The 23,487-nt window shown below is 63.1% G+C and carries 14 protein-coding genes; 9 read left to right on the top strand and 5 right to left on the bottom strand.

Annotated features, from left to right (window positions below):
• Nucleotides 1–18: 18 nt before the first annotated feature.
• Nucleotides 19–792 carry an L-iditol 2-dehydrogenase gene (locus tag C8K58_RS30860; protein ID WP_027607503.1) on the top strand — a complete coding sequence of 258 codons (774 nt, stop codon included), beginning with the start codon at nucleotides 19–21 and terminating at the stop codon, nucleotides 790–792.
• Between the two features lie 76 nt (nucleotides 793–868).
• On the opposite strand, the gene C8K58_RS30855 is transcribed toward C8K58_RS30860, so the two are convergent.
• On the bottom strand, nucleotides 869–1,561 hold the full coding sequence (locus tag C8K58_RS30855; RefSeq protein WP_027607502.1) for an NUDIX hydrolase: 693 nt from the start codon (nucleotides 1,559–1,561) through the stop codon (nucleotides 869–871).
• 146 nt (nucleotides 1,562–1,707) lie between these two features.
• On the opposite strand from C8K58_RS30855, the gene C8K58_RS30850 reads away from it, so the two are divergent.
• Genes C8K58_RS30850 through nadE form a run of 3 tightly spaced genes read left to right on the top strand, consistent with a single transcriptional unit; the run spans nucleotide 1,708 to nucleotide 4,398 of the window.
• A complete protein-coding gene (locus C8K58_RS30850; RefSeq protein ID WP_027607501.1) occupies nucleotides 1,708–2,355 on the top strand; it encodes a nicotinamidase in 648 nt (215 codons plus the stop codon).
• Between the two features lie 11 nt (nucleotides 2,356–2,366).
• Nucleotides 2,367–3,584: a nicotinate phosphoribosyltransferase gene (gene pncB / locus C8K58_RS30845; RefSeq protein WP_027607500.1), complete on the top strand. Its 1,218-nt coding sequence runs from the start codon at nucleotides 2,367–2,369 to the stop codon at nucleotides 3,582–3,584.
• Nucleotide 3,585: 1 nt separating this feature from the next.
• Nucleotides 3,586–4,398, top strand: coding sequence for an ammonia-dependent NAD(+) synthetase (nadE, locus tag C8K58_RS30840; protein ID WP_027607499.1), 813 nt, complete (start codon nucleotides 3,586–3,588; stop codon nucleotides 4,396–4,398).
• Here the strand turns inward: nadE and C8K58_RS30835 are convergent.
• Nucleotides 4,388–4,876, bottom strand: coding sequence for a type VI secretion system tube protein Hcp (locus tag C8K58_RS30835; RefSeq protein WP_027607498.1), 489 nt, complete (start codon nucleotides 4,874–4,876; stop codon nucleotides 4,388–4,390). The two genes, nadE and C8K58_RS30835, sit on opposite strands and share 11 nt — an antisense overlap.
• A gap of 185 nt (nucleotides 4,877–5,061) precedes the next feature.
• On the opposite strand from C8K58_RS30835, the gene C8K58_RS30830 reads away from it, so the two are divergent.
• The 3 genes from C8K58_RS30830 (at nucleotide 5,062) to C8K58_RS30820 (ending at nucleotide 8,050) form a co-directional block, all read left to right on the top strand.
• The gene (locus tag C8K58_RS30830; RefSeq protein ID WP_027607497.1) at nucleotides 5,062–5,976 is read left to right on the top strand and encodes a hypothetical protein; all 915 of its coding nucleotides are present in this window, start codon (nucleotides 5,062–5,064) and stop codon (nucleotides 5,974–5,976) included.
• An 8-nt stretch (nucleotides 5,977–5,984) separates the two neighbouring features.
• The gene (locus C8K58_RS30825) at nucleotides 5,985–6,449 is read left to right on the top strand and encodes a membrane protein (protein ID WP_027607496.1); all 465 of its coding nucleotides are present in this window, start codon (nucleotides 5,985–5,987) and stop codon (nucleotides 6,447–6,449) included.
• 245 nt (nucleotides 6,450–6,694) lie between these two features.
• Nucleotides 6,695–8,050 carry an MATE family efflux transporter gene (locus C8K58_RS30820; protein WP_065924401.1) on the top strand — a complete coding sequence of 452 codons (1,356 nt, stop codon included), beginning with the start codon at nucleotides 6,695–6,697 and terminating at the stop codon, nucleotides 8,048–8,050.
• Here C8K58_RS30820 and C8K58_RS30815 read toward each other — a convergent pair.
• The gene (locus C8K58_RS30815; protein WP_027607494.1) at nucleotides 8,034–8,621 is read right to left on the bottom strand and encodes a TetR/AcrR family transcriptional regulator; all 588 of its coding nucleotides are present in this window, start codon (nucleotides 8,619–8,621) and stop codon (nucleotides 8,034–8,036) included. The two genes, C8K58_RS30820 and C8K58_RS30815, sit on opposite strands and share 17 nt — an antisense overlap.
• Before the next feature lie 141 nt (nucleotides 8,622–8,762).
• Between C8K58_RS30815 and C8K58_RS30810 the strand changes: the two genes are divergently transcribed.
• Nucleotides 8,763–9,935 carry an MFS transporter gene (locus C8K58_RS30810; protein WP_108574850.1) on the top strand — a complete coding sequence of 391 codons (1,173 nt, stop codon included), beginning with the start codon at nucleotides 8,763–8,765 and terminating at the stop codon, nucleotides 9,933–9,935.
• A gap of 23 nt (nucleotides 9,936–9,958) precedes the next feature.
• On the opposite strand, the gene C8K58_RS30805 is transcribed toward C8K58_RS30810, so the two are convergent.
• Nucleotides 9,959–10,324, bottom strand: coding sequence for a type II toxin-antitoxin system HicB family antitoxin (locus C8K58_RS30805; protein ID WP_027607492.1), 366 nt, complete (start codon nucleotides 10,322–10,324; stop codon nucleotides 9,959–9,961).
• A complete protein-coding gene (locus C8K58_RS30800; RefSeq protein WP_108574849.1) occupies nucleotides 10,321–10,572 on the bottom strand; it encodes a type II toxin-antitoxin system HicA family toxin in 252 nt (83 codons plus the stop codon). The genes C8K58_RS30805 and C8K58_RS30800 overlap by 4 nt, the downstream gene beginning before the upstream one ends.
• Before the next feature lie 210 nt (nucleotides 10,573–10,782).
• Between C8K58_RS30800 and C8K58_RS30795 the strand changes: the two genes are divergently transcribed.
• Nucleotides 10,783–23,487, top strand: a 12,705-nt coding sequence (locus C8K58_RS30795) for a non-ribosomal peptide synthase/polyketide synthase (RefSeq protein WP_108574848.1), incomplete at its 3' end; no start/stop codon positions are given.

Genomic DNA, 23,487 nt, shown 5'->3' with positions numbered 1-23,487 from the left:
TCAAAGGACAGATGCCTTATGAAACGACTCGAAGGTAAGAGCGCGCTGATCACCGGCTCGGCGCGCGGGATTGGCCGCGCGTTTGCCCAGGCCTATATCGCTGAAGGCGCGACCGTCGCCATCGCCGACATCAACCTGCAGCGGGCCCGGGACACCGCCGCCGAACTTGGTCCGCAGGCCTACGCGGTAGCGATGGACGTCACCGACCAGGCTTCCATCGACAGCGCGATTGCCGCCGTGGTCGCCCAGGCCGGCAAGCTCGACATCCTGGTCAACAACGCGGCGCTGTTCGACCTGGCGCCTATCGTCGATATCACCCGCGACAGCTTTGATCGGCTGTTCTCGATCAACGTCGCCGGCACGCTGTTCACCTTGCAGGCCGCTGCCCGGCAGATGATCCGCCAGGGCCATGGCGGCAAGATAATCAACATGGCCAGCCAGGCCGGGCGGCGTGGCGAGCCGTTGGTGGCGATCTACTGCGCGACCAAGGCGGCAGTGATCAGCCTCACGCAATCGGCGGGGCTCAACCTGATCAAGCAGGGCATCAACGTCAACGCCATCGCCCCGGGCGTGGTGGATGGCGAGCATTGGGACGGGGTGGATGCGTTGTTCGCCAGGCATGAAGGGCTGGCGCCTGGCGAGAAGAAGCGGCGGGTGGGGGCCGAGGTGCCGTTCGGGCGGATGGGGACGGCCGAGGATTTGACCGGGATGGCGATCTTCCTGGCGTCCAAAGAGGCTGACTACGTAGTGGCGCAAACCTATAACGTGGATGGCGGTAATTGGATGAACTAAGCCATACACCGCTCAAAATGTGGGAGGGAGCAAGCCCCCTCCCACATTTGAAGGTCATCGTTCTTGAAAAGGGTGCCTAGTCGGCAAAACTGCGATCAAAGAAGTAAACCGCCCCAGGCTTCAGGTTCTCCACCGTCGCCTGGGGCCTGCCGCCTTCACCCTGTTTCTTGCGCCCCGTCTCGCGCAAATATCCCGCCTCCGTCAGCTTCAACAGGCGCTGGCGAATACTGGTCTTGAGCACCGGCCGTTCCAGCACCAGGGAAAAGATCGTGGTCGCCTCCGGCGCGCTGAATTCATTGCCCAGGAACATCAGCGGCAGGTTGCTGTACAGCGACTTGGAGAACAACCGCTCCTGCACGGCCGCGGCGATGCTGTTGTGATCGAACGGCAACTTGATGCTGCCATCAGCCACCGCCTTCAGCGCGAACCAGCCTTGATGCGCACTCGGCGCCACCTCATCCGCGACGATCGCCAGGTAGTACGTGGACGACGACCAGCAACGCGGATCGCGAAACGCATCGCCCACCGTGCCCACTTGCTCGCTCCAGGCCAGCTCCAGGCCGACCTTGCTGCTGGCGCGCAAGCGTTCCACCGCATCCTGGAGGCTCAGATCTTGCACGCCGCCATTCACCACCACCCCCGGCAACGCCCAATGCCCGGCGAAGGGTTCGGCTTCGCGCTTGTTCAGCAACAACTTGAGTTCCCCGGCGGCGCGGCAGTAGCACAGCACGCATAGGTCGACGGTATGGAGGTAGGGGCTAAGGGGCATGTGACGTCCTTCTGAACAGCGGTGGGGCACAGTCTAACGGATCGAACAGATATGTCATGTACTTGGTTCAGGATAGATAAATAAATGTTTCTTGCAATGAAAGTACATGACGTGTACTTTTGTTTCCAGGCCACAGGAGAACCGCCATGACCCTTGCGAAAACTGCCATTGCTTCATTCGACGTCGATGCCCAGAAGAGCTTCACGCCGTTGTGCCCCAACGAGTTGCCGGTGGCCGGCGGTGACCGGATCGGTGCCGAACTCAACTACATGGCCAGCCTTGCCGGCCACCGCGTCGGCAGCAAGGACGCCCACACCCCGCACGCACCCTGGGTGGTCGCCCAGCACAGCGAGATGCTCCAGCCCACTGGCCTGGTACACGCCGACGTGACCTGGGTCAGCCACTGCGTACCGGGCACCGAAGGCTTTACCTTGCTCGACGAGTTGCCCACGCCCTATGACTACGACTACTTCATCTGGAAGGGCGTCGAACCTGACCTGCACCCCTATGGCGCCTGCTACCACGACCTGCACGACAAACTCTCCACCGGCGTGATCGAGTACCTCAGGGCCCAGGGCGTCACTCGCGTGATCGTCGGCGGCCTGGCCCTGGACTACTGCGTCAAGACCACCGCCTTGCAACTGCTCAAGGCCGGCCTGGAGGTGGTCCTGCACCTGCCGGCGTGCCGGGGGATCAGCGAGGAGGGCGGCGTACAGGCCGTCAATGAGTTGCTCAAGGCCGGTGCCGTCATCAGCAGCACCCGCGAAGAACTGGCCGCGATGGCCACGCGTTAAGGAGATACACCATGGAAAGTGCCTACGACTACGAAGCCCCGGTGATCCAGGGCTTGCTCGACACCGACTACTACACCTTCACCATGATGCAGGCGGTGTTGCACCAGCACCCGAATGTCGATGTGGAATACAACTTCATCGTGCGCGCCAAGGAAAAGCTCGGCCACCTGATCCCCGAGTTACGCGCCGAGCTTGAGAACATGGCTGGCCTGCAGATGCGTGAGGGCGAGCTGCGCTTTCTGTTCAACCCACGCTTTCGCGAATACCTGACCCCCGACTACGAACGCTTCCTCGGCCTGTTCCGCTTCAACCTGCGCTACATCCACGTCAGTGAAGTCGACGGCCAACTGAACATCCGCGTGGTCGGGCCGATGCTGCACTGCATCATGTTCGAACAACCGCTACTGGCGCTGGTCAGCGAGCTGCGCAACCGCGCCAAATACCCCGACGTGACCCTGGAAGACGTCACCCGCAAGCTCTACCAGAAGTTCGACTGGCTGGAGAGAAACCTCAGTCGCGACGAGTTGGCCGACCTGCGGGTCTCCGATTTCTCCACGCGCCGGCGCCTGTCGTTCAAGGCCCAGCGCGAAGTGGTGGACATCATGCGCCGCGACTTTCCCGGCCAGTTCGTCGGCACCAGCAATGCGCACCTGGCTTACGAATTCGACCTGCCACTGATCGGCACCATGGCTCACCAGTGGATGATGGTGCACCAGCAACTGGGGCGGTTGCGCGAAAGCCAGAACGCCGGCCTGGAAAACTGGGTGCGTGAATACCGCGGCCGCCTCGGCATTGCCTTGACCGACACCATCAGCACCGACTTTTTCCTCAAGGATTTCGACCTGTACTTCGCCAAGCTCTACGACGGCCTGCGCCAGGACTCCGGTGACCCCATCGCCTGGGCCGACAAGGTGCTGGCCCGCTACAAACAGCTGGGTATCGACCCGATGACCAAGGACCTGATGTTCTCCGACGGCCTGAACTTCGAAAAATGCCTGCCGATCCTGCGGCACGTGCGTGGCAAGGCCAAGTTCGGTTTCGGCATGGGCACCAGCCTGGCTTGCGATGTGGAAGGCGTCGAGCCGCTGAGCATCGTCATGAAACTGGTGCGCGTGCACGGCGAACCGGTGGTGAAGTTCTCCGATGACCCGGTGAAGAACGTCTGCGAAGACCCCTCGTTTTTGCAGTACGCAGCGAAGGTATTCAATGTCGGCAACGTGGAGGTGTGACATGCAGGAACGTATCGCGCAGGAACTCAATATCGATCGCACATTGGTGAAGGGCGGTGAAGCCCAGGAAATCCAACGGCGTCTCGACTTCATCAAGACCACCTTGCGCCATTCAGGCTGCAAGGCCCTGGTACTGGGCATCAGCGGTGGCGTCGACTCCCTCACCGCTGGGCGCCTGTGCCAATTGGCGGCGGAGCAATTACGCAGCGAGGGCTACGCCGCGCGCTTTATCGCCATGCGCCTGCCCTACAAGACCCAGGCCGATGAGAGCGATGCCCAGGCCTCGCTGGATTTCATCACCCCGGACCACATCGACACCCTGAACATCGCCGCCAGCGTCGACGGCCTGATGGCCAGCCTCGGCGCCACCGAAGCCAGTGCCTCGCAGGTGGATTTCATCAAGGGCAACGTCAAGGCCCGCACCCGCATGATCGCCCAGTACGCCGTGGCCAACCTGCACAACGGCCTGGTGGTCGGCACCGACCATGGCGCCGAAGCATTGATGGGCTTCTTCACCAAATTCGGCGACGGCGCGTGCGACCTGGCGCCATTGTCGGGCCTGACCAAGACCCAGGTGCGCCTGTTGGCCAGTGCCCTTGGGGCCCCGGCGAAGCTGGTGCACAAGCAGCCCACTGCCGACCTCGAAGAGTTGGCGCCGGGCAAGCTGGATGAGCACGCCTATGGCTGCACGTACGAGGAGATCGATGCGTACCTGATGGGTGAGCCAGTGAGTGAGCGGGTACGGGCGATTGTCGAGGGGGCGTATAGCAAGACAGCGCACAAGCGCGCGCTGCCTGTCGTGCCTACACCTTGATATTTTCGCGAATGTTCCAGCCGAACCGGATGGCCCCGCCATCCTTGCCGCCATCGGCTTTCTGTGGCTGGTAACTGACTTCCACCTTGGCGAAGTTAAGGCTGATTTCTTCCGTCAGTACGTCATTGGTTGCCGCTGCACGCGTGTCGTAAGTGGCAACCATGACCTCCTTCAACGTGATCACCAGATACTCCACGCTGCTGTCGCCTCCAGCCTTGCGCACCACAATGCGTGCTTCGGGGTAATGCTTGCCGGTGGCACAGGCCATCATCAGGTTTGGGGTGGATTTATCCAGTGTCTTCTCAATCGCGATATTCGCCATATTGACCTTGCCCGCGCCGCCGCCCGTACCGCTATGCATGGAGCCGGATTGGGACAGGCTCCAACCCCAACGGGTGATATCGATTTCATCACGATGCACCTGGTCCCTGGACTCGCCCTTGATGTCTCCCAGCTTCAAAAACATATCGGTCGCCATATTCGCTCCTTGTCTGATCGTTCGCCGGTGGTGGCGCGGGGCGTACTTTTCCTATTCCCAGGATTGACTACAAGACGCTGAGGCCAGATCGGGAAGTGCCTGTCTTAAAAAAGGAAACCTTCCTACATTCCTGGCAGATATTGATTCTTTACGCTCTGCGCTCTTGTGGATTCAGGAGTAAAGGAATGGCCACCAGCTTATTGAAGGACGGTTTCCCGAAGGCTCACCTCACCACCCGTGAGCGGGTAGAAAGCAGCATTGACCTGCGTCGACTGTTTGCTGTGATCGACGCCGATCCTGCAATTGCCGGGGCAGGGGTGGTTTACCTCGACGCCCAACTGTGGCCGGTGACGTTGCGTGAGTTTCAGCCGATTTGCAGTGTGTTGCCCAAGCGCGTGATCTTGCGGGAGATGCCGAGGTCGGTGGCGCGGTTGGATTTTGTGCGGCGGTTGGAGCATGAGCCGGTGGAATCGCAACTCGTGTTTGAGGCGCTCGGGATGGGGCTTGCATGCGGCAGTGCGATTTTAGGTTGGCTTGTGGCAGTCAGTGGTACTGCTGCAATCCCATTTACTGGCGGTATCGGCTCAGTGGTTGCAGTTGTTGGCTATACGTCTGCTACGGCCAGTTTCGCTCAGTGCATTGTTGGCGGGTATCGTGTGTACAACGAATTGACCGATCCCTCGAAAAATCAACTGCTGGACAGTGATCCTTGGTATCAACATGCAACCGCTGCTCTGGACGCTGTTGCGCTTGTGGGGGCCGGCACCTCCTTCCTAACGACTGTAAAGCTAGTCAGTTTGACGAAGGCAACCACCGGCAAGGGTTGGTACCCAGTACTCAAGGGGCTTACTCGACAGGAAAGAGCAAAATTGACGAAGGAGTTGTTGAGTATTCAACATCCGCGGTTGACTTCGAAAATGATCAAGTTGAAACAGCTGGCAGGTGATTTACCTAAGCGACTGACCCCTGCGAAGCTTCGTCATGCCACGGTTACTCAGATCAAGGATGTCGTAGGCGCTTCAATGACTGTGGGAGGTAGCGTTGTAAATGGCAATTTTCGAACGATTGCCGTGGGGTTATATGAGGCGTTTGAAGAATGATATTTCTGATGACTTACAAGGAACTTCTGCGTTATTTGAAACGCTATTTTCCTGTTTCTACGGGGGCACTTTTTGCTCAAGGTTTTACGATTGCCATCGGTGTTCCGATGATGATTGGCAGTTACTTTGAAGTGCTACCCGCCGGTGAGAACCTCAGGTATTCCTATTTTTCGGTACTCGGTGCGTCTTTTCTTATTGCCCACTGCAATTTCATGGTTGTCCGTGGCTATCCAGGATGGATATGGGTCCCAGTTATCTTGATGTTCTTGTGCTTGGTTGGTGTTCTACCCACCATCGCCTATCGCCCTCATAAGGTTTTCTATGTGTCAGGCATTCTGTTTCCATTGCTTGCCCTATTACTGCTCAACAGCAAGCGCCACCGCGAAGCTCGCAATGAGTGGGTAAAACTGCGCGAAAAGCGCCAGCGCATCGGCAGAATAATCCGCACCCAGCGCCAACGAGTCCGGCGCTAGGCGCGGTTATAAGGCCCTACCGCTCAATCGACCGACTCACCGCGCCTTTCTTGGACTGTGCATATTCCATCGGCACGCCGAGCCGTTTCTGAACGGCGACCTGAGTCGGGGTGACGCTGAAGATCCAATGTGGGCATCGGAACCAGCGAGTGTTGGCGATCCATCCATCATGCAAAGCACAGGAAGATCGGATCCAATTACGGTATAACCCTCGGACGCTTTAGTTTTCCGAGGCCCCGTTTTTCATGCAAAGCCCTTTGCAACGCCCGCTGTGGCAGGTCTACCTGATCTTTCTGGCACCGATGGTGCTGTCCAATTTCCTGCAAAGTTTTTCCGGCACCCTCAACGGTATTTATGTCGGGCAGATGCTCGGTACCCAGGCGCTGGCGGCGGTGTCGGGGATGTTCCCCATCGTGTTCTTCTTCATTGCCCTGGTGATCGGCCTGGGGGCGGGCGCTTCGGTGCTGATTGGCCAGGCCTGGGGTGCCCAGGAAACCGGGATGGTCAAGGCGATTACCGGTGCCACCCTGACCCTCGGTGCACTGGTGGGCCTGATCGCAGCGGTGCTGGGCAGCCTGTTTGCGCGCCCGGCGTTGCAGGCATTGGGTACGCCTGCGGATGTGCTCGACGATGCCGTGGGCTATGCCCAGATGATGATGCTGATCATGCCGCTGCTGCTGGTATTTATCCTCTACACCCAGCTGTTGCGCGGGGTCAGCGACACGATCTCGCCGCTGCTGGCGCTGATGGTCTCGACCCTGGTCGGCCTGCTGTTGACCCCGGCGCTGATTCGCGGCTGGATCGGCCTGCCGCCCCTGGGGATCCAGAGCGCGGTGTACGCAGGCCTGGTGGGGAATGCCTCGGCGATGCTGTTTCTGATCCTGCGCCTGCGCCATAAAAACCATGTGATGGCGCCGGACCGCGAACTGCTCGCGGCCTTGCGCCTGGACCGCGTCATTCTCGGCAAAGTCCTGCGCATCGGCTTGCCTACAGGCTTGCAGATGGTGGTGTTGTCGCTGTCGGAGTTGGTCATCCTCGCCTTGGTCAATGGCCATGGGTCCCAGGCCACGGCGGCCTATGGGGCGGTGACGCAGATCGTCAACTACGTGCAGTTTCCGGCCCTGTCGATTGCCATCACTGCTTCGATCCTTGGGGCCCAGGCGATTGGGGCAGGGCGGCTGGAGCGTATCGGGCCGATCCTGCGTACCGGGCTGTTGATCAATACGTGCCTGACCGGTGGCCTGATCGTGCTGGGCTATCTGTTGTCGCACTGGTTGCTCGGGTTGTTCATCACCGATGACGCCGCACGCGTGAATGCCGAGCACCTGCTGCACATCATGCTGTGGAGCATCCTCGTGTTCGGCTTCCAGGCCGTGATCGGCGGGATCATGCGCGCCAGCGGCGTGGTGCTGATGCCGGTGGCGATCTCGATCTTCTGCGTGCTGTGTGTCGAGCTACCGATGGCGTACCTGCTGAATGCGCACTTCGGCCTGGAAGGCGTCTGGATGGCGTTCCCGGTGACGTACCTGGCGATGCTGGGGTTGCAGGCCGCGTACTACCGGCTGGTGTGGCGGCATAAGCAGATCAAGCGGTTGGTATGAGTTTCAGGCCGCGCAGCAGGATTTCCAGGCCCTGCAAACCTTGCTCCAGACGCTCCTGCGGATGTTCTGACCGGGCGATCCACAGGGCGGTGTTGACCAGGCTGCCATTGATCAACTGCGCCAGCGCCAGGCTCGGTGCGTCAGGGACGACGCCCGCGTGCATCAGGGCTTCCAGCTGTTGGCGCAACGACTCGACACAGTGTTGCTGGGAGCCGGTATCGCCCAATACAGCCGGCGCATCCTGCAGCACAACGCGTTGGATTTCGCCGTCCTGGGCCATGCGCAAATAAGCGCGGCAGCGTTCGCAAAAACCGCTCCAGGGGTCTTGGGCTTCGTCTGAGATACGCTGCAAACATGCGTCCATCTCACGATCGAGTTGAGCAACCACGGCGGCCAGCAGCCCCTTTTTGTCACCAAAGTGATGGTACAGCGCGCCGCGTGTCAGGCCGGCGTGGGCCGTGAAATCGTCCATCGATGTGTTGGCATAGCCTTGCGTGGCGAAGGCCTGCCGTGCACTGGCAAGCAGCCGGGCGCGGGTGTCTTCGATCATTTCGGCACGGGCTCGGCTCATGGGCAGGACTCACAATGGGCAAGTGAAAGATTGACATACGCCGCGTATGTTACGCATGATTCGCCACATACGCACCGTATGTATTTTGCCTTGATCACTGCGGATAGCAAGTTCCAGGGCATCAGGAAGAGGTTGAGCAGGATGGCAAACCCTTACGCCGAGTTGTTCCAGGTTCCCGGCTCGCGGGCCTTCGTATTGGCCGGCATGCTGGCACGCATGCCGGTGTCCATGGCCGGTATTGGCTTGATCACCATGCTTTCCCAGGTGCACGGCGGCTATGGCCTGGCCGGTTCGGTGGCGGCGGTGTTCGCCCTGGCCACGGCGTTTTGCGCGCCGCAGGTGTCACGCTTGGTGGACCGGTACAGCCAGGGCCGGGTGCTGCCGATTGCCGCCCTGATCGGCGGCGGGGCGCTGTTGCTGCTGTTGCTGTGCACGCGGTTGCAGGCGCCGACCTGGACGCTGTTCCTGTTTGCTGCCCTGGCGGGCTGCATGCCGAATATGTCCGCCATGGTGCGGGCGCGCTGGACCGAGCTGTACCGCGGCCAGCCCAGGCTGCAAACCGCATTCGCCCTGGAATCGGTGCTGGATGAGGTGTGCTTTATCATCGGTCCACCGATTTCGGTGGGCTTGAGCGTGGTGCTGTTCCCCGAAGCCGGGCCGCTGGTGGCCGCGCTGCTGCTGGCGGTTGGGGTTACCACGTTTGTGCTGCAACGCGCGACCGAACCCCCTGTGCATGAACACCACGCTCACCATCGGGGCTGGCTGATCGCCTCACCGTCGGTGCTGATCCTGATGATCCTGCTGCTGGCCATGGGGGTGATCGTGGGTGTGGTGGATGTGGTCAGCGTGGCCTTTGCCCAGCAGCAGGGCCAGCCGGCGGCGGCAAGCATCGTGCTCTCGGTGTACGCCATCGGCTCGTGCCTGGCGGGGTTGGCCTTTGGCACCCTAAAACTCAAGGCGCCGCTGCCCCGGCAGTTCCTGTTCTGCGGCGCGGCGACGGCGTTGACCACCTTGCCGTTGCTGCTGGTCACCCACATTCCGGGCCTGGCAGTAGCCATCTTCATTTCCGGACTGTTCTTCGCCCCTACCCTGATCGTGTCCATGGCCCTGGTGGAAAAGAGCGTGCCCGCGAGCCGCCTGACCGAAGGCATGACCTGGCTGATCACCGGCCTGAGCATCGGCGTGGCCATCGGTGCCGCCAGCTCCGGCTGGATGATCGATCACTTCGGGGCAGCCAGCGGGTTCTGGGTGGCGCTGGCGGCGGGGGCGGTGGTGATGGGGTCAGCGGTGTTGGGGTATCGGCGGTTGGGTTGAGCATTACAACCCACAATGAAACGTCAGCCAGTCACGGGGCAGGAATCCCCTCGGTGGTGTTGCAGGAATTCGTTCAGCGCCTGGCGCGTCAGGTCATTCAGGGTCACCTTTTTACGTGTCGCTTCAAGGGCGGCGGCAAGATGAAGATCGTGGCCGACCCGCACGTTGAAAGAGCCTTTGCACGGCTTCTCCGGTGTTTGCCCAAGGGCCTTGCAGGTAGCGAGGTAGTCGTCCACAGCCTCGCGAAACGCGGCGTCCAGTTCCGCGACGGTTTTGCCTTCGTAACTCACCAGTGCCTTGATGAACAGGATCTTGCCGAACAGGCAATTGTCTTCGAGGCTGGCTTCGATAGAGCCGATGTAGCCATTGTGTTTCAGTTGGTTGTTCACTGAATCAGTTCTCCTGATTTCAATTGTTCGATGATCTGGCGTCGAATGTAGTGTTTCAGTTCGTTGCCGGGATGAGGCTTGTGCAAGGTGATCATTGCGCTCGGATCGCCGATGTCGAACTTGACCCGGCTTCCAGCCCCCTCAATCTGTGTGTAGCCGAGACGATGCAGCAGCGTGACGAGCTCTGGCCAGGTAAATGCCATCTGCTCGTTGAGCAATTTGGCGAGCAGCTTTTCATTTTTGGACACGGCGTTCCCTGCGTGTAACTAAATGTAGTTGCAAAAAGTGGTATTCGTCAATGCTAGCTGGGGTTCGTGGGTCTTTCCCGAGGATTGATGTAACCCCTGATGACAGCTCGCTCTACGCCTCCCATCCCCCGCTAATTTTTCCCTGTCCGGTTCGTTTTATAGGGACGACGTGCCTTTGTGCTTCCTGCCTATTGCTCCGGACTCCAACAAATGAATGCTGAAGACTCCTTGAAACTTGCTCGCCGGTTTATCGGGTTGCCCCTGGAAAAGCGCCAGCTGTTCCTGCAGGCACTGCAGAAAGAAGGGGTGGATTTTTCGCGGTTTCCGATTCCGGCCGGCGTGGAGGCAGAGGACCGCCAGGCGCTGTCCTATGCGCAACAGCGCATGTGGTTTCTCTGGCAACTGGACCCGAGCAGTGGCGCCTACAACCTGCCGGGCGCGGTGCGCCTCAAGGGTGCGCTGAACCTGGGCGCCATGGAGCAGGCGTTTGCCAGCCTGGTGGACCGGCACGAAACCCTGCGCACGGTGTTCCAGCGCCAGGCCGATGAGCGCCTGATGCAGGTGGCCGTACAGCCGTCGCTGGCCATTGAGCAACTGGACCTGACGGCGTTGGCCGCGGCCGAACGCGAACACGCCGTCAACGATGCGGCCACCCGCCAATCGCTGCTGCCGTTCGACCTGGAACACGGCCCGCTGTTGCGTGTGCAACTGCTCAAGCTCGATGCCCAGGAGCACGTACTGCTGCTGACCCTGCACCATATCGTCTCCGATGGCTGGTCGATGAACGTGTTGATCGACGAGTTCATTCGTTTCTACGACGCCCATGAGCGCAACGAAGCGCCGCCATTGCCAGCGCTGTCGATCCAGTACAGCGACTACGCCCTGTGGCAGCGCCGCTGGCTGGAAGCCGGGGAACAGGCCCGTCAATTGGAATACTGGCAGGCGCGCCTGGGTGATGAGCACCCGGTGCTGGAACTGCCGACGGACCGCCCGCGCCCGGCCATGCCCAGCTATCAGGGCACCCGCCACACCTTCGCGATTGAGCCGGCGCTGGCCGCGCAGTTGCGCACCTGCGCGCAACAGCACAACGCCACCCTGTTCATGCTGCTGCTCGGCGCCTTCAATGTGTTGCTGCATCGCTACACCGGCCAGGGCGATATCCGCGTCGGGGTGCCTATCGCCAACCGCAACCGTACGGAAGTCGAAGGGTTGATCGGCTTCTTCGTCAACACACAAGTCCTGCGCACTGAGCTGAGCGGGCAAACCCGGGTCGCCGAGTTGCTGCAAGGTATCAAGGAGCACGCCCTTGGCGCCCAGGCGCACCAGGAATTGCCCTTCGAGCGCCTGGTGGAAGCCCTGAAGGTCGAGCGCAGCCTCAGCCATACGCCGCTGTTCCAGGTGATGTACAACCATCAGCCGGTGGTGGCCGACATCGCTTCGGTCAGCACCGCCTCCGGCCTGGAACTGGCCCTGGTGGAGTGGCAAGGCCGCACCACCCAGTTCGACCTGACCCTCGACACCTATGAAAAGTCCGGCACCCTGCACGCTGCGCTGACCTACGCCAATGACCTGTTCGACGCGCCGTCCATCGCGCGGATGGCACGCCACTGGATCAGCCTGTTGCAGGCCATGGTGGCCGATGGCGAACAGCGCATCGGCGAGTTGCCGATGCTGGCCGTCGATGAGCAACAGAGGCAGGTGCACGCCTGGAACCAGACCGCACAAGCGTATCCCACCGAACGTGGCATTCATCACCTGATCGAAGACCAGGTACAGCGCACGCCGGATGCGCCGGCGCTGGTGTTCGGCGCGACCACGCTGACCTACGCGCAACTCGACGCCCGTGCCAACCAACTGGCACATGCCTTGCGCGACCACGGGATCGGTCCTGATGCGCTGGTGGGTATCTGCGTTGAGCGTTCCATCGAGATGGTCATCGGCCTGCTGGCTGTGCTCAAGGCCGGCGGCGCCTACGTCCCCCTCGATCCCGAATATCCCCAGGAACGCCTGGCCTACATGATCGAAGACAGCGGCATCCAGCTGCTGCTCAGCCAGCACAGCCTGCTGCCACTGCTGCCTGTCGAAGGCATTCGGGTGATGCGCCTCGACCAGGCGCCCGGCTGGCTCGACGCTTACAGCGTCGCAGCGCCCGCCGTCGACATCCACGCGCTGAACCTGGCCTATGTGATCTACACTTCCGGTTCCACCGGCAAGCCCAAGGGCGCCGGCAACAGCCATCGCGCACTGGTCAACCGCCTGTGCTGGATGCAGCAGGCCTACGGCCTGGATGCCAGTGACGCGGTGCTGCAGAAAACCCCGTTCAGCTTTGATGTGTCGGTGTGGGAGTTCTTCTGGCCGCTGATGACCGGCGCCCGCCTGGTGGTCGCCGCCCCTGGCGAACACCGCGAGCCGGCGCGCCTGATCGAGACCATCGGCGAGCACGGGATCACCACCTTGCACTTCGTGCCGTCCATGCTCCAGGCGTTTATCCATGAGCCGGGCGTGCAGGCCTGCATAAGCCTCAAGCGCATTGTCTGCAGCGGCGAAGCCTTGCCCCTGGACGCGCAACTGCAGGTGTTCGCCAAGCTGCCCCAGGCCGGTTTGTTCAACCTCTATGGTCCGACGGAAGCGGCCATCGACGTGACCCACTGGACCTGCATCGACGAAGGCCGTGACGCCGTGCCCATCGGCCGTCCGATTGCCAACCTCGGCACCTACGTGCTCGATGCGCAGCTCAACCCGGTGCCTGCCGGCGTGGCCGGCGAGCTGTACCTGGGCGGTACCGGCCTGGCGCGCAGCTACCACCGCCGTCCGGCGCTGACCGCCGAACGTTTTGTGCCCAGCCCCTTTGGTGACGGCGCGCGCCTGTACCGTACCGGCGACCGGGTGCGCCAGCGTGGCGACGGTGTGATCGAATACCTTGGCCGTCTCGACCACCAGGTCAAGCTGCGCGGCTTGCGCATCGAATTGGGTGAAATCGAGACACGCCTGATGCAACACCCGGCGGTGCGTGAGGCGGTGGTGCTGGTACACGGCGGCAAACAACTGGTGGCCTACCTGGTGCTGGAGGGCGAGACGCCCACCGACCTCAAGGCCTGGCTGCTCGGCAGCCTGCCGGAATACATGGTACCGACCCATATGGTGCCCCTGGCCAAGCTGCCGGTGACCGCCAACGGCAAGCTCGACCGCAAGGCCCTGCCGTTACCGGATGCAACACCACAACAGGCCTATATCGCGCCGCAAGACGACCTGCAAAAAGCTCTGGCGGCGATCTGGAGCGATGTGCTCGGCGTCGAGCAGGTGGGCCTGGACGACAACTTTTTCGAACTGGGCGGCGATTCGATCATCTCCATCCAGGTGGTCAGTCGCGCGCGTCAGGCGGGGATTCGCCTCAGCCCGCGCGACCTGTTCCAGTACCAGAGCGTGCGCAGCCTGGCGTTGGTGGCCGGCTTCGAGCACACCGCCGTGATCGACCAAGGTCCCGCCCGCGGCGAGGTGATCCTCACCCCGGTGCAGCAAGGCTTTTTCGCCCAGGCGATCCCCGCGCGTCACCACTGGAACCAATCGTTGTTGTTGACCCCGCGCGAGCGCTTGGAACCGGCGCGCCTGGAAGCCGCCCTGACCCAGGTGATCAACCATCACGACGCCTTGCGCCTGCGTTTTGTGCAACAGGCCGACACCTGGCAGCAAGCCTATGCCGCGCCGGTCACCGCGCCGGGCCTGTGGCAAGCACAAGCCAGCAGCGACGATGAGCTGTCGGCGCTGTGCGATGAGGCCCAGCGCAGCCTCGACCTGGCGCAAGGCCCGCTGCTGCGTGCCGCTTTGATGAGCATGGCCGATGGCAGCCAGCGCCTGCTGCTGGTGATCCATCACCTGGCGGTCGATGGCGTGTCCTGGCGCATCGTCCTGGAAGACCTGCAACAGGCTTACCGCCAGGCAGCGTTGCCGACCAAGACCAGCGCCTACCAGCTGTGGGCCGAACAGTTGCAAGCCCATGCCCGCACGCTGGACGACCAACTGCCGTACTGGCAGGCGCAGTCGGCGGACGCGGACTTGCCGTGCGACAACCCCCAGGGCGGCCTGCAAAACCGCTTGGGCAGCAAGCTCGAAATACGCCTTGACGCCGAACACACCCGTCAACTGCTCCAGGACGCGCCAGCGGCCTACCGTACTCAGGTCAACGACCTGTTGCTCACCGCCCTGGCGCGGGTGGTCAGCCGTTGGAGCGGCCAGGCCGCCGCACTGATCCAGCTGGAAGGCCATGGCCGCGAAGACCTGTTCGACAGTGTCGACCTGACCCGCACCGTGGGCTGGTTCACCAGCCTGTTCCCGGTACGCCTGCAAGCCGACGGCGAGCTGTCGGCCGCGATCAAGTCGGTCAAGGAGCAGCTGCGCGCCGTGCCCGCCAAAGGCATCGGCTACGGTCTGCTGCGCTACCTCGGCCCGCCTGCGGCCCGCGAAGCCCTGGCGAACCTGGCCGCGCCACGCATTACCTTCAACTACCTGGGCCAGTTCGACCGCCAGTTCAACGAATCCGCGTTGTTTGTACCGTCTACCCAGGGCAGCGGCCAGGCCCAGGATGCCGAGGCACCGTTGGCCAACTGGTTGACTGTGGAAGGGCAGGTGTACGGCGGTGAGCTGGCGCTGCAATGGGGGTTCAGTCGCGAGATGTTCGAGGTGTCGACTGTGCAGCAGTTGGCGGATGACTACGCGGCAGAGCTCAAGGCCTTGATCGAGCATTGCCGAGCCACCCCGGCAGGGCAGGTTACCCCTTCGGACTTCCCACTGGCGCGCTTGACCCAACAGCAACTGGACGCGTTGCCCGTGGCGGGGCCGGCGATTGCCGACCTTTATCCGCTGTCGCCGATGCAGCAGGGCATGTTGTTCCATACCCTCTACGCGCCAGAAGCCCAGGCGTACATCAACCAGTTGCGCGTGGATATCGACGGCCTCGACCTGCTGGCGTTCGGCCGCGCCTGGCAGGCGGCACTGGACCGCCATGACATTCTGCGCAGCAGCTTCCACTGGCTGGGCCTGGACAGTGCCCATCAAGTCATCCAGCGTCAGGTCGACGTGCAGTTGCACGTGATCGAAGACATCGATGCCGACTTCGATGCGCTTGCCGAGGCTGAACGCGAGAAGGGCTTCGCGCTTAATGCTGCGCCGCTGTTTCGCCTGATGCTGGTGCGGGGCGCCGGTAACGCCTGGCATCTGATCTTCACCAGCCACCACATCCTCATGGACGGTTGGAGTAACGCCCAGTTGCTGGGTGAAGTCATCGCCCACTATGCCGGCCAGGCCTTGCCCGCGCCGCTGGGGCAGTTCCGCGATTACCTCGGCTGGCTGCAACAGCAAGCGTCGGGTGAGACGTTCTGGAAAGCCGCCCTGGCGCCGTTGCAAACACCCACCTTGCTCGCGCAAGCGCTACGCGCGCCGGTCGATGGCCTGGGCACGGCTGAGCATCAATTGATCCTTGAGGGCGAGTTCACACAGGCCCTCGGCGAGTTCGCCCGTCGCCAGAAAATCACTCTCAATACGGTGCTGCAAGGAGCGTGGAGCCTGTTGCTGCAGCGCTACACCGGTCAGGATTGCGTGGCCTTTGGCGCGACTGTCGCCGGGCGTTCGGCACCGCTGCCGGGGATCGAGCAGCAACTGGGCCTGTTCATCAACACGCTGCCTATCGTCAGTACGCCTTCGCCAGCCCAACCGGCCGCCCAATGGCTCAACGAGTTGCAAACCCTGAATCTCAGCCTGCGTGACCACGAGCATGTGCCGCTGTACGACATACAAGGCTGGGCCGGCCAGCAGGGCGCATTGTTCGACACTTTGCTGGTGTTCGAAAACTTCCCTGTGGCCGAGGCCCTGAAGCAGGGCGCACCCGCAGGCCTGGCGTTTGGCCATATTCACAACCATGAACGCACCCATTACCCTTTGACCTTGGGCATTGAGTTGGGGGCCAGCCTGCGCCTGGAGTTCAGTTACGACCGGGCGCGGTTCAGCGCTGAACAGGTCGCACGCTTGAGCGCCAACCTGCACCACCTGCTGGTGCAGTTGCTCGCGGATGCCCAGGCGCCCCTTGGCAACCTGCAATTGCTTGACGCCACCGCACAGCGCGACGTGCTTGCCCTGAGCCAGTCGCCGGGCGCTGCCCAACGCCAGCTGCGCGTGCACGAACGCATTGCGGCCCAGGCTGCTGCCACACCGGACGCGCTGGCGGTACAGGCTGGCGAAGCGCGCTTGAGCTATGCCCAGCTCAATGCCCATGCCAACCGGCTCTCCCATCGCCTGCTGGAACTGGGCGCGGGCCCGGGCCAGCGCGTGGGCCTGGCGTCGCGGCGCGGCCCGCAACTGATCGTCAGCCTGCTGGCCGTGCTCAAAAGCGGTGCGGCCTATGTGCCCCTGGACCCGAACTATCCCGCCGACCGCCTGGCCTACATGCTGGCGGACAGCCGCCTGGACCTGTTGCTCAGCGAAGCCGGGTTGCTGGCCGACCTGCCGCTGCCGCAAGGGCTGGCCCGTCTGGACTTCACCGTCTCCGGTACCGAGCTGGCCGGCTACCCTGTCAGCAACCCACTCACCCACGCTGCCGCTGCCGATCTGGCGTACGTAATCTACACCTCGGGCTCCACCGGCCAACCCAAGGGCGTGGCCATCGACCATGCGGCCCTCGGCCAATTCTGCGACAGCGCCGAGGTCTACAGCCAACTGTGTGCAGAGGACCGCGTGCTGCAGTTCGCGACCTTCAGTTTCGACGGCTTTGTCGAACAGTGCTACCCGCCGCTGTGTGTGGGCGCCGCGCTGATCATGCGTGGCGATGAACTGTGGGATGCCGGGCAACTGGCACGGGAAATCGTCGAGCAGGGCGTGACCCTGGCTGACTTGCCGGCGGCCTACTGGTACCTGTTGGCCAAGGAGTGCGCGGCCGATGGTCGCGCCCTGGGTAACCTGCGCCAGGTGCATGTGGGCGGCGAGGCCATGTCGGTGGAAGGGCTGCGCGCCTGGCACGCGGCCGGCCTGGGCGGCGTGCGCCTGGTCAACACCTACGGGCCGACAGAGGCCACCGTGGTGTCCAGCGTGCATGAGTGCCAACTGGCGGATGCCAGTGATGCGTTCGGTGTGCCGATTGGCCGGGCGAGCGATGGTCGCTCGCTGTATGTACTCGACAGCGGTTTCGAGCTGTTGGCCACCGATGGCGTCGGCGAGCTGTGCATCGGTGCCGAGTTCGGCCTGGCCCAGCGTTACTTCGACCGCCCGGCGTTGACCGCCGAGCGCTTCCTCCCGGATCCGTTTTCGACGGTTCCCGGTGCGCGACTCTACCGCAGTGGCGACCTGGCCCGTTACAACGAGGCGGGCGCCTTGGAGTACGTGGGGCGTATCGACCATCAGGTGAAGATCCGCGGGTTCCGTATCGAAATGGGCGAAATCGAGGCCAGTCTGCAAGCCCTGCCGTGGGTGCGCGAAGCTGCCGTCGTTGCGCAGCCGAGTGCCACCGGTACGCAATTGGTCGCGTACGTTGTCGCGGCCCACGGCCAATCACTGGATACCCAGGCGCTGGCGGCGGTCTTGCGCCAGTCCTTGCCGGATTACATGGTGCCGGGGCATTGGCTGGTGCTCGATGCCCTGCCGTTGAACAACAACGGCAAGCTTGACCGCCGCGCACTGCCGCTGCCGGACCTGAGCCAGGCGCGACACGCCTACCGCGCTCCGCAAAGCCCGCTGCACATGCAATTGGCGGCGATCTGGCAAACGGTGTTGCACGTCGAGCAGGTGGGGCTCGATGACCATTTCTTCGAACGCGGTGGCCATTCGTTGCTGGCCACTCAGGTGATCTCCCGCGTGCGTCACGACCTCAAGCTGGACGTGCCGTTGCGAGCGTTGTTCGAGCAGCCGACGCTGGAAGCGTTCGCGGCGGCCTGCGCAGGGTTGCAGGCCGGCACTGCCAGCTCGATGGTGGCGCTGGGGCGCGACCGGCCGTTGGCACTGTCCTTCGCCCAGGAACGCCAATGGTTCCTTTGGCAACTGGATCCCTGCAGCACCGCCTACCACGTACCGACCGCATTGCACCTGCGCGGTGAGCTGGATATCCCGGCACTGGAGCACGCGTTCCAGGCCCTGGTGCAGCGTCATGAACCGCTGCGTACCACCTTCGTGGAAGAGGCTGAGCACACCTGGCAGGTCATCCAGCCCAACCTGGCGATGGTGATCCAACGCCAGCAGGTGCAAGACTCGGCCATCGAGCAGGCGGTCGCGCAAGAGATCCAACGCCCGTTCGACCTGCTCAACGGTCCGCTGATGCGCGTCATGCTGCTGGAGATCACGGCCGCGCACCATGTGCTGGTGATCACCCAGCACCACATCATCTCCGACGGCTGGTCGATGCAAGTGATGGTCGACGAACTGCTGGCGCTGTATCAAGGCCAGGCGCCGTTGCCGGCCTTACCGATCCAGTACGCCGACTATGCCGTGTGGCAGCGCGATTGGATGGCGGCCGGGGAGAAACAACGCCAACTCGATTACTGGCGTGCACGCCTGGGCACCGAACACGCGGTGCTGGAACTGCCCCTGGACCACCCGCGCCCGGCGGTGCAAAGCCATCGCGGTGCGCGTCGGCGGGTACATCTGGACAACGCCCTGGTGGCCGAGCTCAAGGCACTTGCCCAGCGCCAGGACGTGACTTTGTTCATGCTTCTGCTGGCGTCGTTCCAGACGTTGCTGCACCGCTACAGCGGCCAGGCCGAGATCCGTGTCGGGGTGCCGATCGCCAACCGCAATCGCCTGGAAACCGAGCGTCTGGTTGGCTTCTTCGTCAACACCCAGGTGCTCAAGGCCGACCTGCACGGGCAGATGGCCTTCGAGCAGTTGCTGGCCCAGGTCAAGCAACGTGCCCTGGAAGCCCAGGCCCATCAGGACTTGCCGTTCGAACAACTGGTAGAAGCGCTGCAACCGGAACGCAGCCTCAGCCATAACCCGTTGTTCCAGGTGATGTTCAATCACCAGGACAACCTGCGCGCCGGCCCGGTGCAACTGCCTGGCCTGGCTCTGCAGCCGGTGGATTGGGCCGGTCACACGACCCAGTTCGACCTCAATCTGGAAACCGAGGAGTCCGTCGACGGCCTTTGGGCATCCCTGACCTACGCCACCGACCTGTTCGACGCCGCCACCCTGGAGCGCCTGGCCGTGCACTGGCAGAACCTGCTGCGCGCAGTGGTCAACGATGCCTCCCAGGCCCTGGACGAACTGGCGATGCTCAGCCCATCGCAATGGCAGCAGATGGTCGAAGACTGGAACCACACGAGCGTCGACTACCCACGCGAGCGCTGTGTCCACCAGTTGTTCGAAGCACAAGCCCTGACACAGCCGCACGCCATCGCGCTGCAATTTAATGGCGAGGCCGTGAGCTACAGCGAACTCAACCGCCGCGCCAACCGCCTGGCCCATCGCCTGATCGCGGCGGGCGTCGGCCCGGACGTGCGGGTGGCGGTGCATGTGGAGCGTTCCCTGCACATGGTGGTCGGCCTGCTTGCGACCCTCAAGGCCGGTGGCGCCTATGTGCCGCTGGACCCGCAATTCCCGGCGGAGCGCCTGGCCTTCATGCTCGAAGACAGCCGCGCCCAGGTGCTGCTGACTCAGTCGCCGCTGATTGGGCGCCTGGTGCAACCGCAAGGCCTGCAGGTGCTTTTGGTCGAGGACGCCGGCGGTGACGAACACAACCCGCAGGTCAGCGTCACGCCACAACACCTGGCCTATGTGATCTACACCTCCGGCTCCACCGGCAAGCCCAAGGGCGTGATGGTGCCGCACCAGGCGCTGTGCAGCTTTACCTGCGGCATGGTCGGCACCCTGGACATCGGCGCGCAGGCGCGGGTGCTGTCGCTGACGACGTTCTCGTTCGACATCTTTGCCCTGGAGCTATACGTGCCGCTGACAGTCGGCGCCACGGTGCTGCTGAGCGGTCAGGAACTGGCGCTCGACCCGGAGGCGATAATCGATCTGGTCACCGCCCAATCCGCCAGCGTACTGCAAGCCACGCCGTCCACCTGGCGCATGCTGCTGGAAAGCCCACGTGCCGACGTGCTGCGCGGTATCAAGTGCCTGTGCGGCGGCGAAGCGCTGCCGGCCGATCTGGCCCAGCGCATGCTCGACCTGCAAGGCCCGGTATGGAACCTCTATGGTCCCACCGAAACCACCATTTGGTCGGCGGCCCATCGCCTGCTGGAGGCGCAACCTTTGGTCGGGCGCCCGATCGCCAACACCGCGTTGTTCATCCTCAATGCCGGACTCAGTCCATGCCCGGTGGGTGCGGCCGGCGAACTGCTGATCGGCGGCGTCGGCCTGGCACGCGGCTACCACGCGCGGCCAGCCCTCACCGCCGAACGTTTCGTGCCCAACCCGTACGGCGCGCCGGGCGAGCGCCTGTACCGCACCGGCGACCTGGCACGCTACCGTGCCGACGGCGTGGTGGAGTACATCGGCCGGGTCGACCATCAGGTCAAGGTACGCGGTTTTCGTATCGAACTGGGCGAAATCGAAGCTTGCCTGCGCGAGCATGAAGGCGTTCGCGAAGCCGTGGTGCTGGCCGACAACGACCGCTTGATCGCCTACCTGGTGACGTCTGCGGCACAGCCGGCGCAAGCCTACACAGCGGCATTGCGTGAGCGCCTGCCGGACTACATGGTGCCGGCGCACCTGATGTTCCTCGACAGCCTGCCCTTGACCCCCAACGGCAAGCTCGACCGCAAGGCCTTGCCCAAGGTCGATACCCGCCTGTTGCTGAAGAGCCATGTGGCCGCCGTCACCCCGCGCGAACAACAGGTCGCGGCGATCTGGGCCGAGGTGCTGGGCGTGCCCCAGGTCGGTCTTGACGACCATTTCTTCGAGCTGGGCGGGCATTCGCTGCTGGCCACGCGGGTGGTATCGCGGGTGCGCCAGGCACTGGCGCTGGAAGTGGCGCTCAAGACCCTGTTCGAACACCCGTTGCTGGGTGACTTCGTGATGGCCCTGGGTGAGGAGGGCGTGCTCGCGCCGGCGCTGCTCAAGGCCGATCGCAGCCAGCCGTTGCCGCTGTCGTATGCCCAGGAACGTCAATGGTTCCTCTGGCAACTCGACCCCGAAAGCGCCGCGTACCACATCCCCAGCGCCCTGCGTTTGACAGGCCCGTTGGACCTGGCGGCGCTGCAACGCAGCGTCGACACCTTGCTGGCACGCCATGAAAGCCTGCGCACCCATTTGCGCCAGGACGCCGCCGGTACGGTCCAAGTGATTGAAGACTCGGGCCTGATTGAAATCGATTTGGTCGACACCGATGAAGCCGGCCTCAAGGCACGGGTGGCTGACGTCGTTGCGCAGCCATTCGACCTGCTGCGCGGGCCGTTGCTGCGGGCCCGGTTGCTGCGCCTGGCCGAGGACGAACATGTGCTGGTGCTGGTGCAGCACCATATCGTCTCCGATGGCTGGTCGATGCAACTGATGGTCGAGGAGCTGGTGCAACTGTACGCCGCCTTCAGCCACGGGCAGACGCCAGCCCTGCCGGCCTTGCCGATCCAGTACGCCGACTATGCCGTGTGGCAGCGCCAATGGATGGAGGCGGGAGAGAAGGCCCGTCAACTGGCCTACTGGCATGAGCAGTTGGGCGGTGTGCAGCCTGTGCTGGAATTGCCTTTCGACTACCTGCGCCCGGCCGTGCAAAGCCATCGCGGCGCTCGCCTGGGCATCGAGTTGCAACCGCAGCTGCTGGCCGGTTTGCGTCGCCTGGCGCAGAGCGCCGGAGTGACGTTGCCGATGGTGCTGCTGGCGTCCTACCAGGCGTTGCTGCACCGCTACAGCGGCCAGGAAGACGTGCGTGTCGGGGTGCCGATCGCCAACCGCAATCGCCTGGAAACCGAGGGGCTGATCGGTTTCTTCGTCAATACCCAGGTGCTCAAGGCCGATATCCACGGGCAGATGAGCGTTGTGCAACTGCTGCAACAGGTACGCCAACGTTCCCTCGAAGCCCAGGCCCACCAGGACCTGCCGTTCGAGCAGCTGGTCGAAGCGCTGCAGCCCGAGCGCAGCATGAGCCTGAGCCCACTGTTCCAGGTGATGTTCAACCATCGCGTGACCTCGGCAGCCAATCACCTGCAACGCCTCACCGAACTGGACGTCGAAGTGCTGAGCTGGGATGAAGGCGTGGCCCAGTTCGACCTGGCACTGGACGTGGAGGAAAGCCAGGCGACCCTGCGTGCCTCCCTGAGCTACGCCACCGATCTGTTTGCCCCAGCGACCATCGAGCGAATGGCCGGCCACTGGCAGAACCTGTTGCAGGCGATGGTTGCCGATCAACAGCAATCCATCAGTCAACTCAACCTGCTGGGCCAGGATGAGCAACGACATATCCTGCAGCTGTGGAACCAGACCGACGCCGGCTTCTCGGCCGAGCGTCTGGTACACGAAATGGTTGCCGACCGCGCCGCCGAAAACCCCGCTGCGGTGGCGGTCAAGTTCGATGCGCAAACCCTGAGTTATGGCGAGCTGGACCGCCAGGCCAACCGCCTGGCCCATGCCCTGGTCGCCCGTGGCATCGGCCCCGAAGTGCGCGTGGCGATTGCCATGCCGCGCAGTGCCGAGAGCCTGGTGGCGTTCCTCGCGGTGATGAAAGCCGGCGGCGTCTACGTGCCGCTGGATATCGAGTACCCGCGTGATCGCCTGCTGTACATGATGCAGGACAGCCGCGCGCAACTGCTGCTGACCCATTCCAGTGCGTTGCCGCAACTGCCGATTCCCGACGGCATGCAGACGCTGGCCATCGATCGCACCGAGGCGTGGGCCGACTACAGCGACACCACGCCGGCGGTAAAACTGCACGGCGACAACCTCGCCTACGTGATCTACACCTCCGGCTCCACCGGCCTGCCCAAGGGCGTGGCGGTGTCCCATGGG

This window comes from Pseudomonas sp. GV047 (assembly GCF_003058245.1).
GTDB lineage: Bacteria > Pseudomonadota > Gammaproteobacteria > Pseudomonadales > Pseudomonadaceae > Aquipseudomonas > Aquipseudomonas marginalis.
This window is presented reverse-complemented; position numbering and strand designations above follow the sequence as displayed.

What these genes read in the sequence shown, in the direction of transcription:
- C8K58_RS30860 (WP_027607503.1), top strand. Translation starts at nt 19, where the DNA reads ATGAAACGACTCGAAGGTAAGAGCGCGCTGATCACCGGCTCGGCGCGC.
- C8K58_RS30855 (WP_027607502.1), bottom strand. Translation starts at nt 1,561, where the DNA reads ATGCCCCTTAGCCCCTACCTCCATACCGTCGACCTATGCGTGCTGTGC.
- C8K58_RS30850 (WP_027607501.1), top strand. Translation starts at nt 1,708, where the DNA reads ATGACCCTTGCGAAAACTGCCATTGCTTCATTCGACGTCGATGCCCAG.
- pncB (WP_027607500.1), top strand. Translation starts at nt 2,367, where the DNA reads ATGGAAAGTGCCTACGACTACGAAGCCCCGGTGATCCAGGGCTTGCTC.
- nadE (WP_027607499.1), top strand. Translation starts at nt 3,586, where the DNA reads ATGCAGGAACGTATCGCGCAGGAACTCAATATCGATCGCACATTGGTG.
- C8K58_RS30835 (WP_027607498.1), bottom strand. Translation starts at nt 4,876, where the DNA reads ATGGCGACCGATATGTTTTTGAAGCTGGGAGACATCAAGGGCGAGTCC.
- C8K58_RS30830 (WP_027607497.1), top strand. Translation starts at nt 5,062, where the DNA reads ATGGCCACCAGCTTATTGAAGGACGGTTTCCCGAAGGCTCACCTCACC.
- C8K58_RS30825 (WP_027607496.1), top strand. Translation starts at nt 5,985, where the DNA reads ATGACTTACAAGGAACTTCTGCGTTATTTGAAACGCTATTTTCCTGTT.
- C8K58_RS30820 (WP_065924401.1), top strand. Translation starts at nt 6,695, where the DNA reads ATGCAAAGCCCTTTGCAACGCCCGCTGTGGCAGGTCTACCTGATCTTT.
- C8K58_RS30815 (WP_027607494.1), bottom strand. Translation starts at nt 8,621, where the DNA reads ATGAGCCGAGCCCGTGCCGAAATGATCGAAGACACCCGCGCCCGGCTG.
- C8K58_RS30810 (WP_108574850.1), top strand. Translation starts at nt 8,763, where the DNA reads ATGGCAAACCCTTACGCCGAGTTGTTCCAGGTTCCCGGCTCGCGGGCC.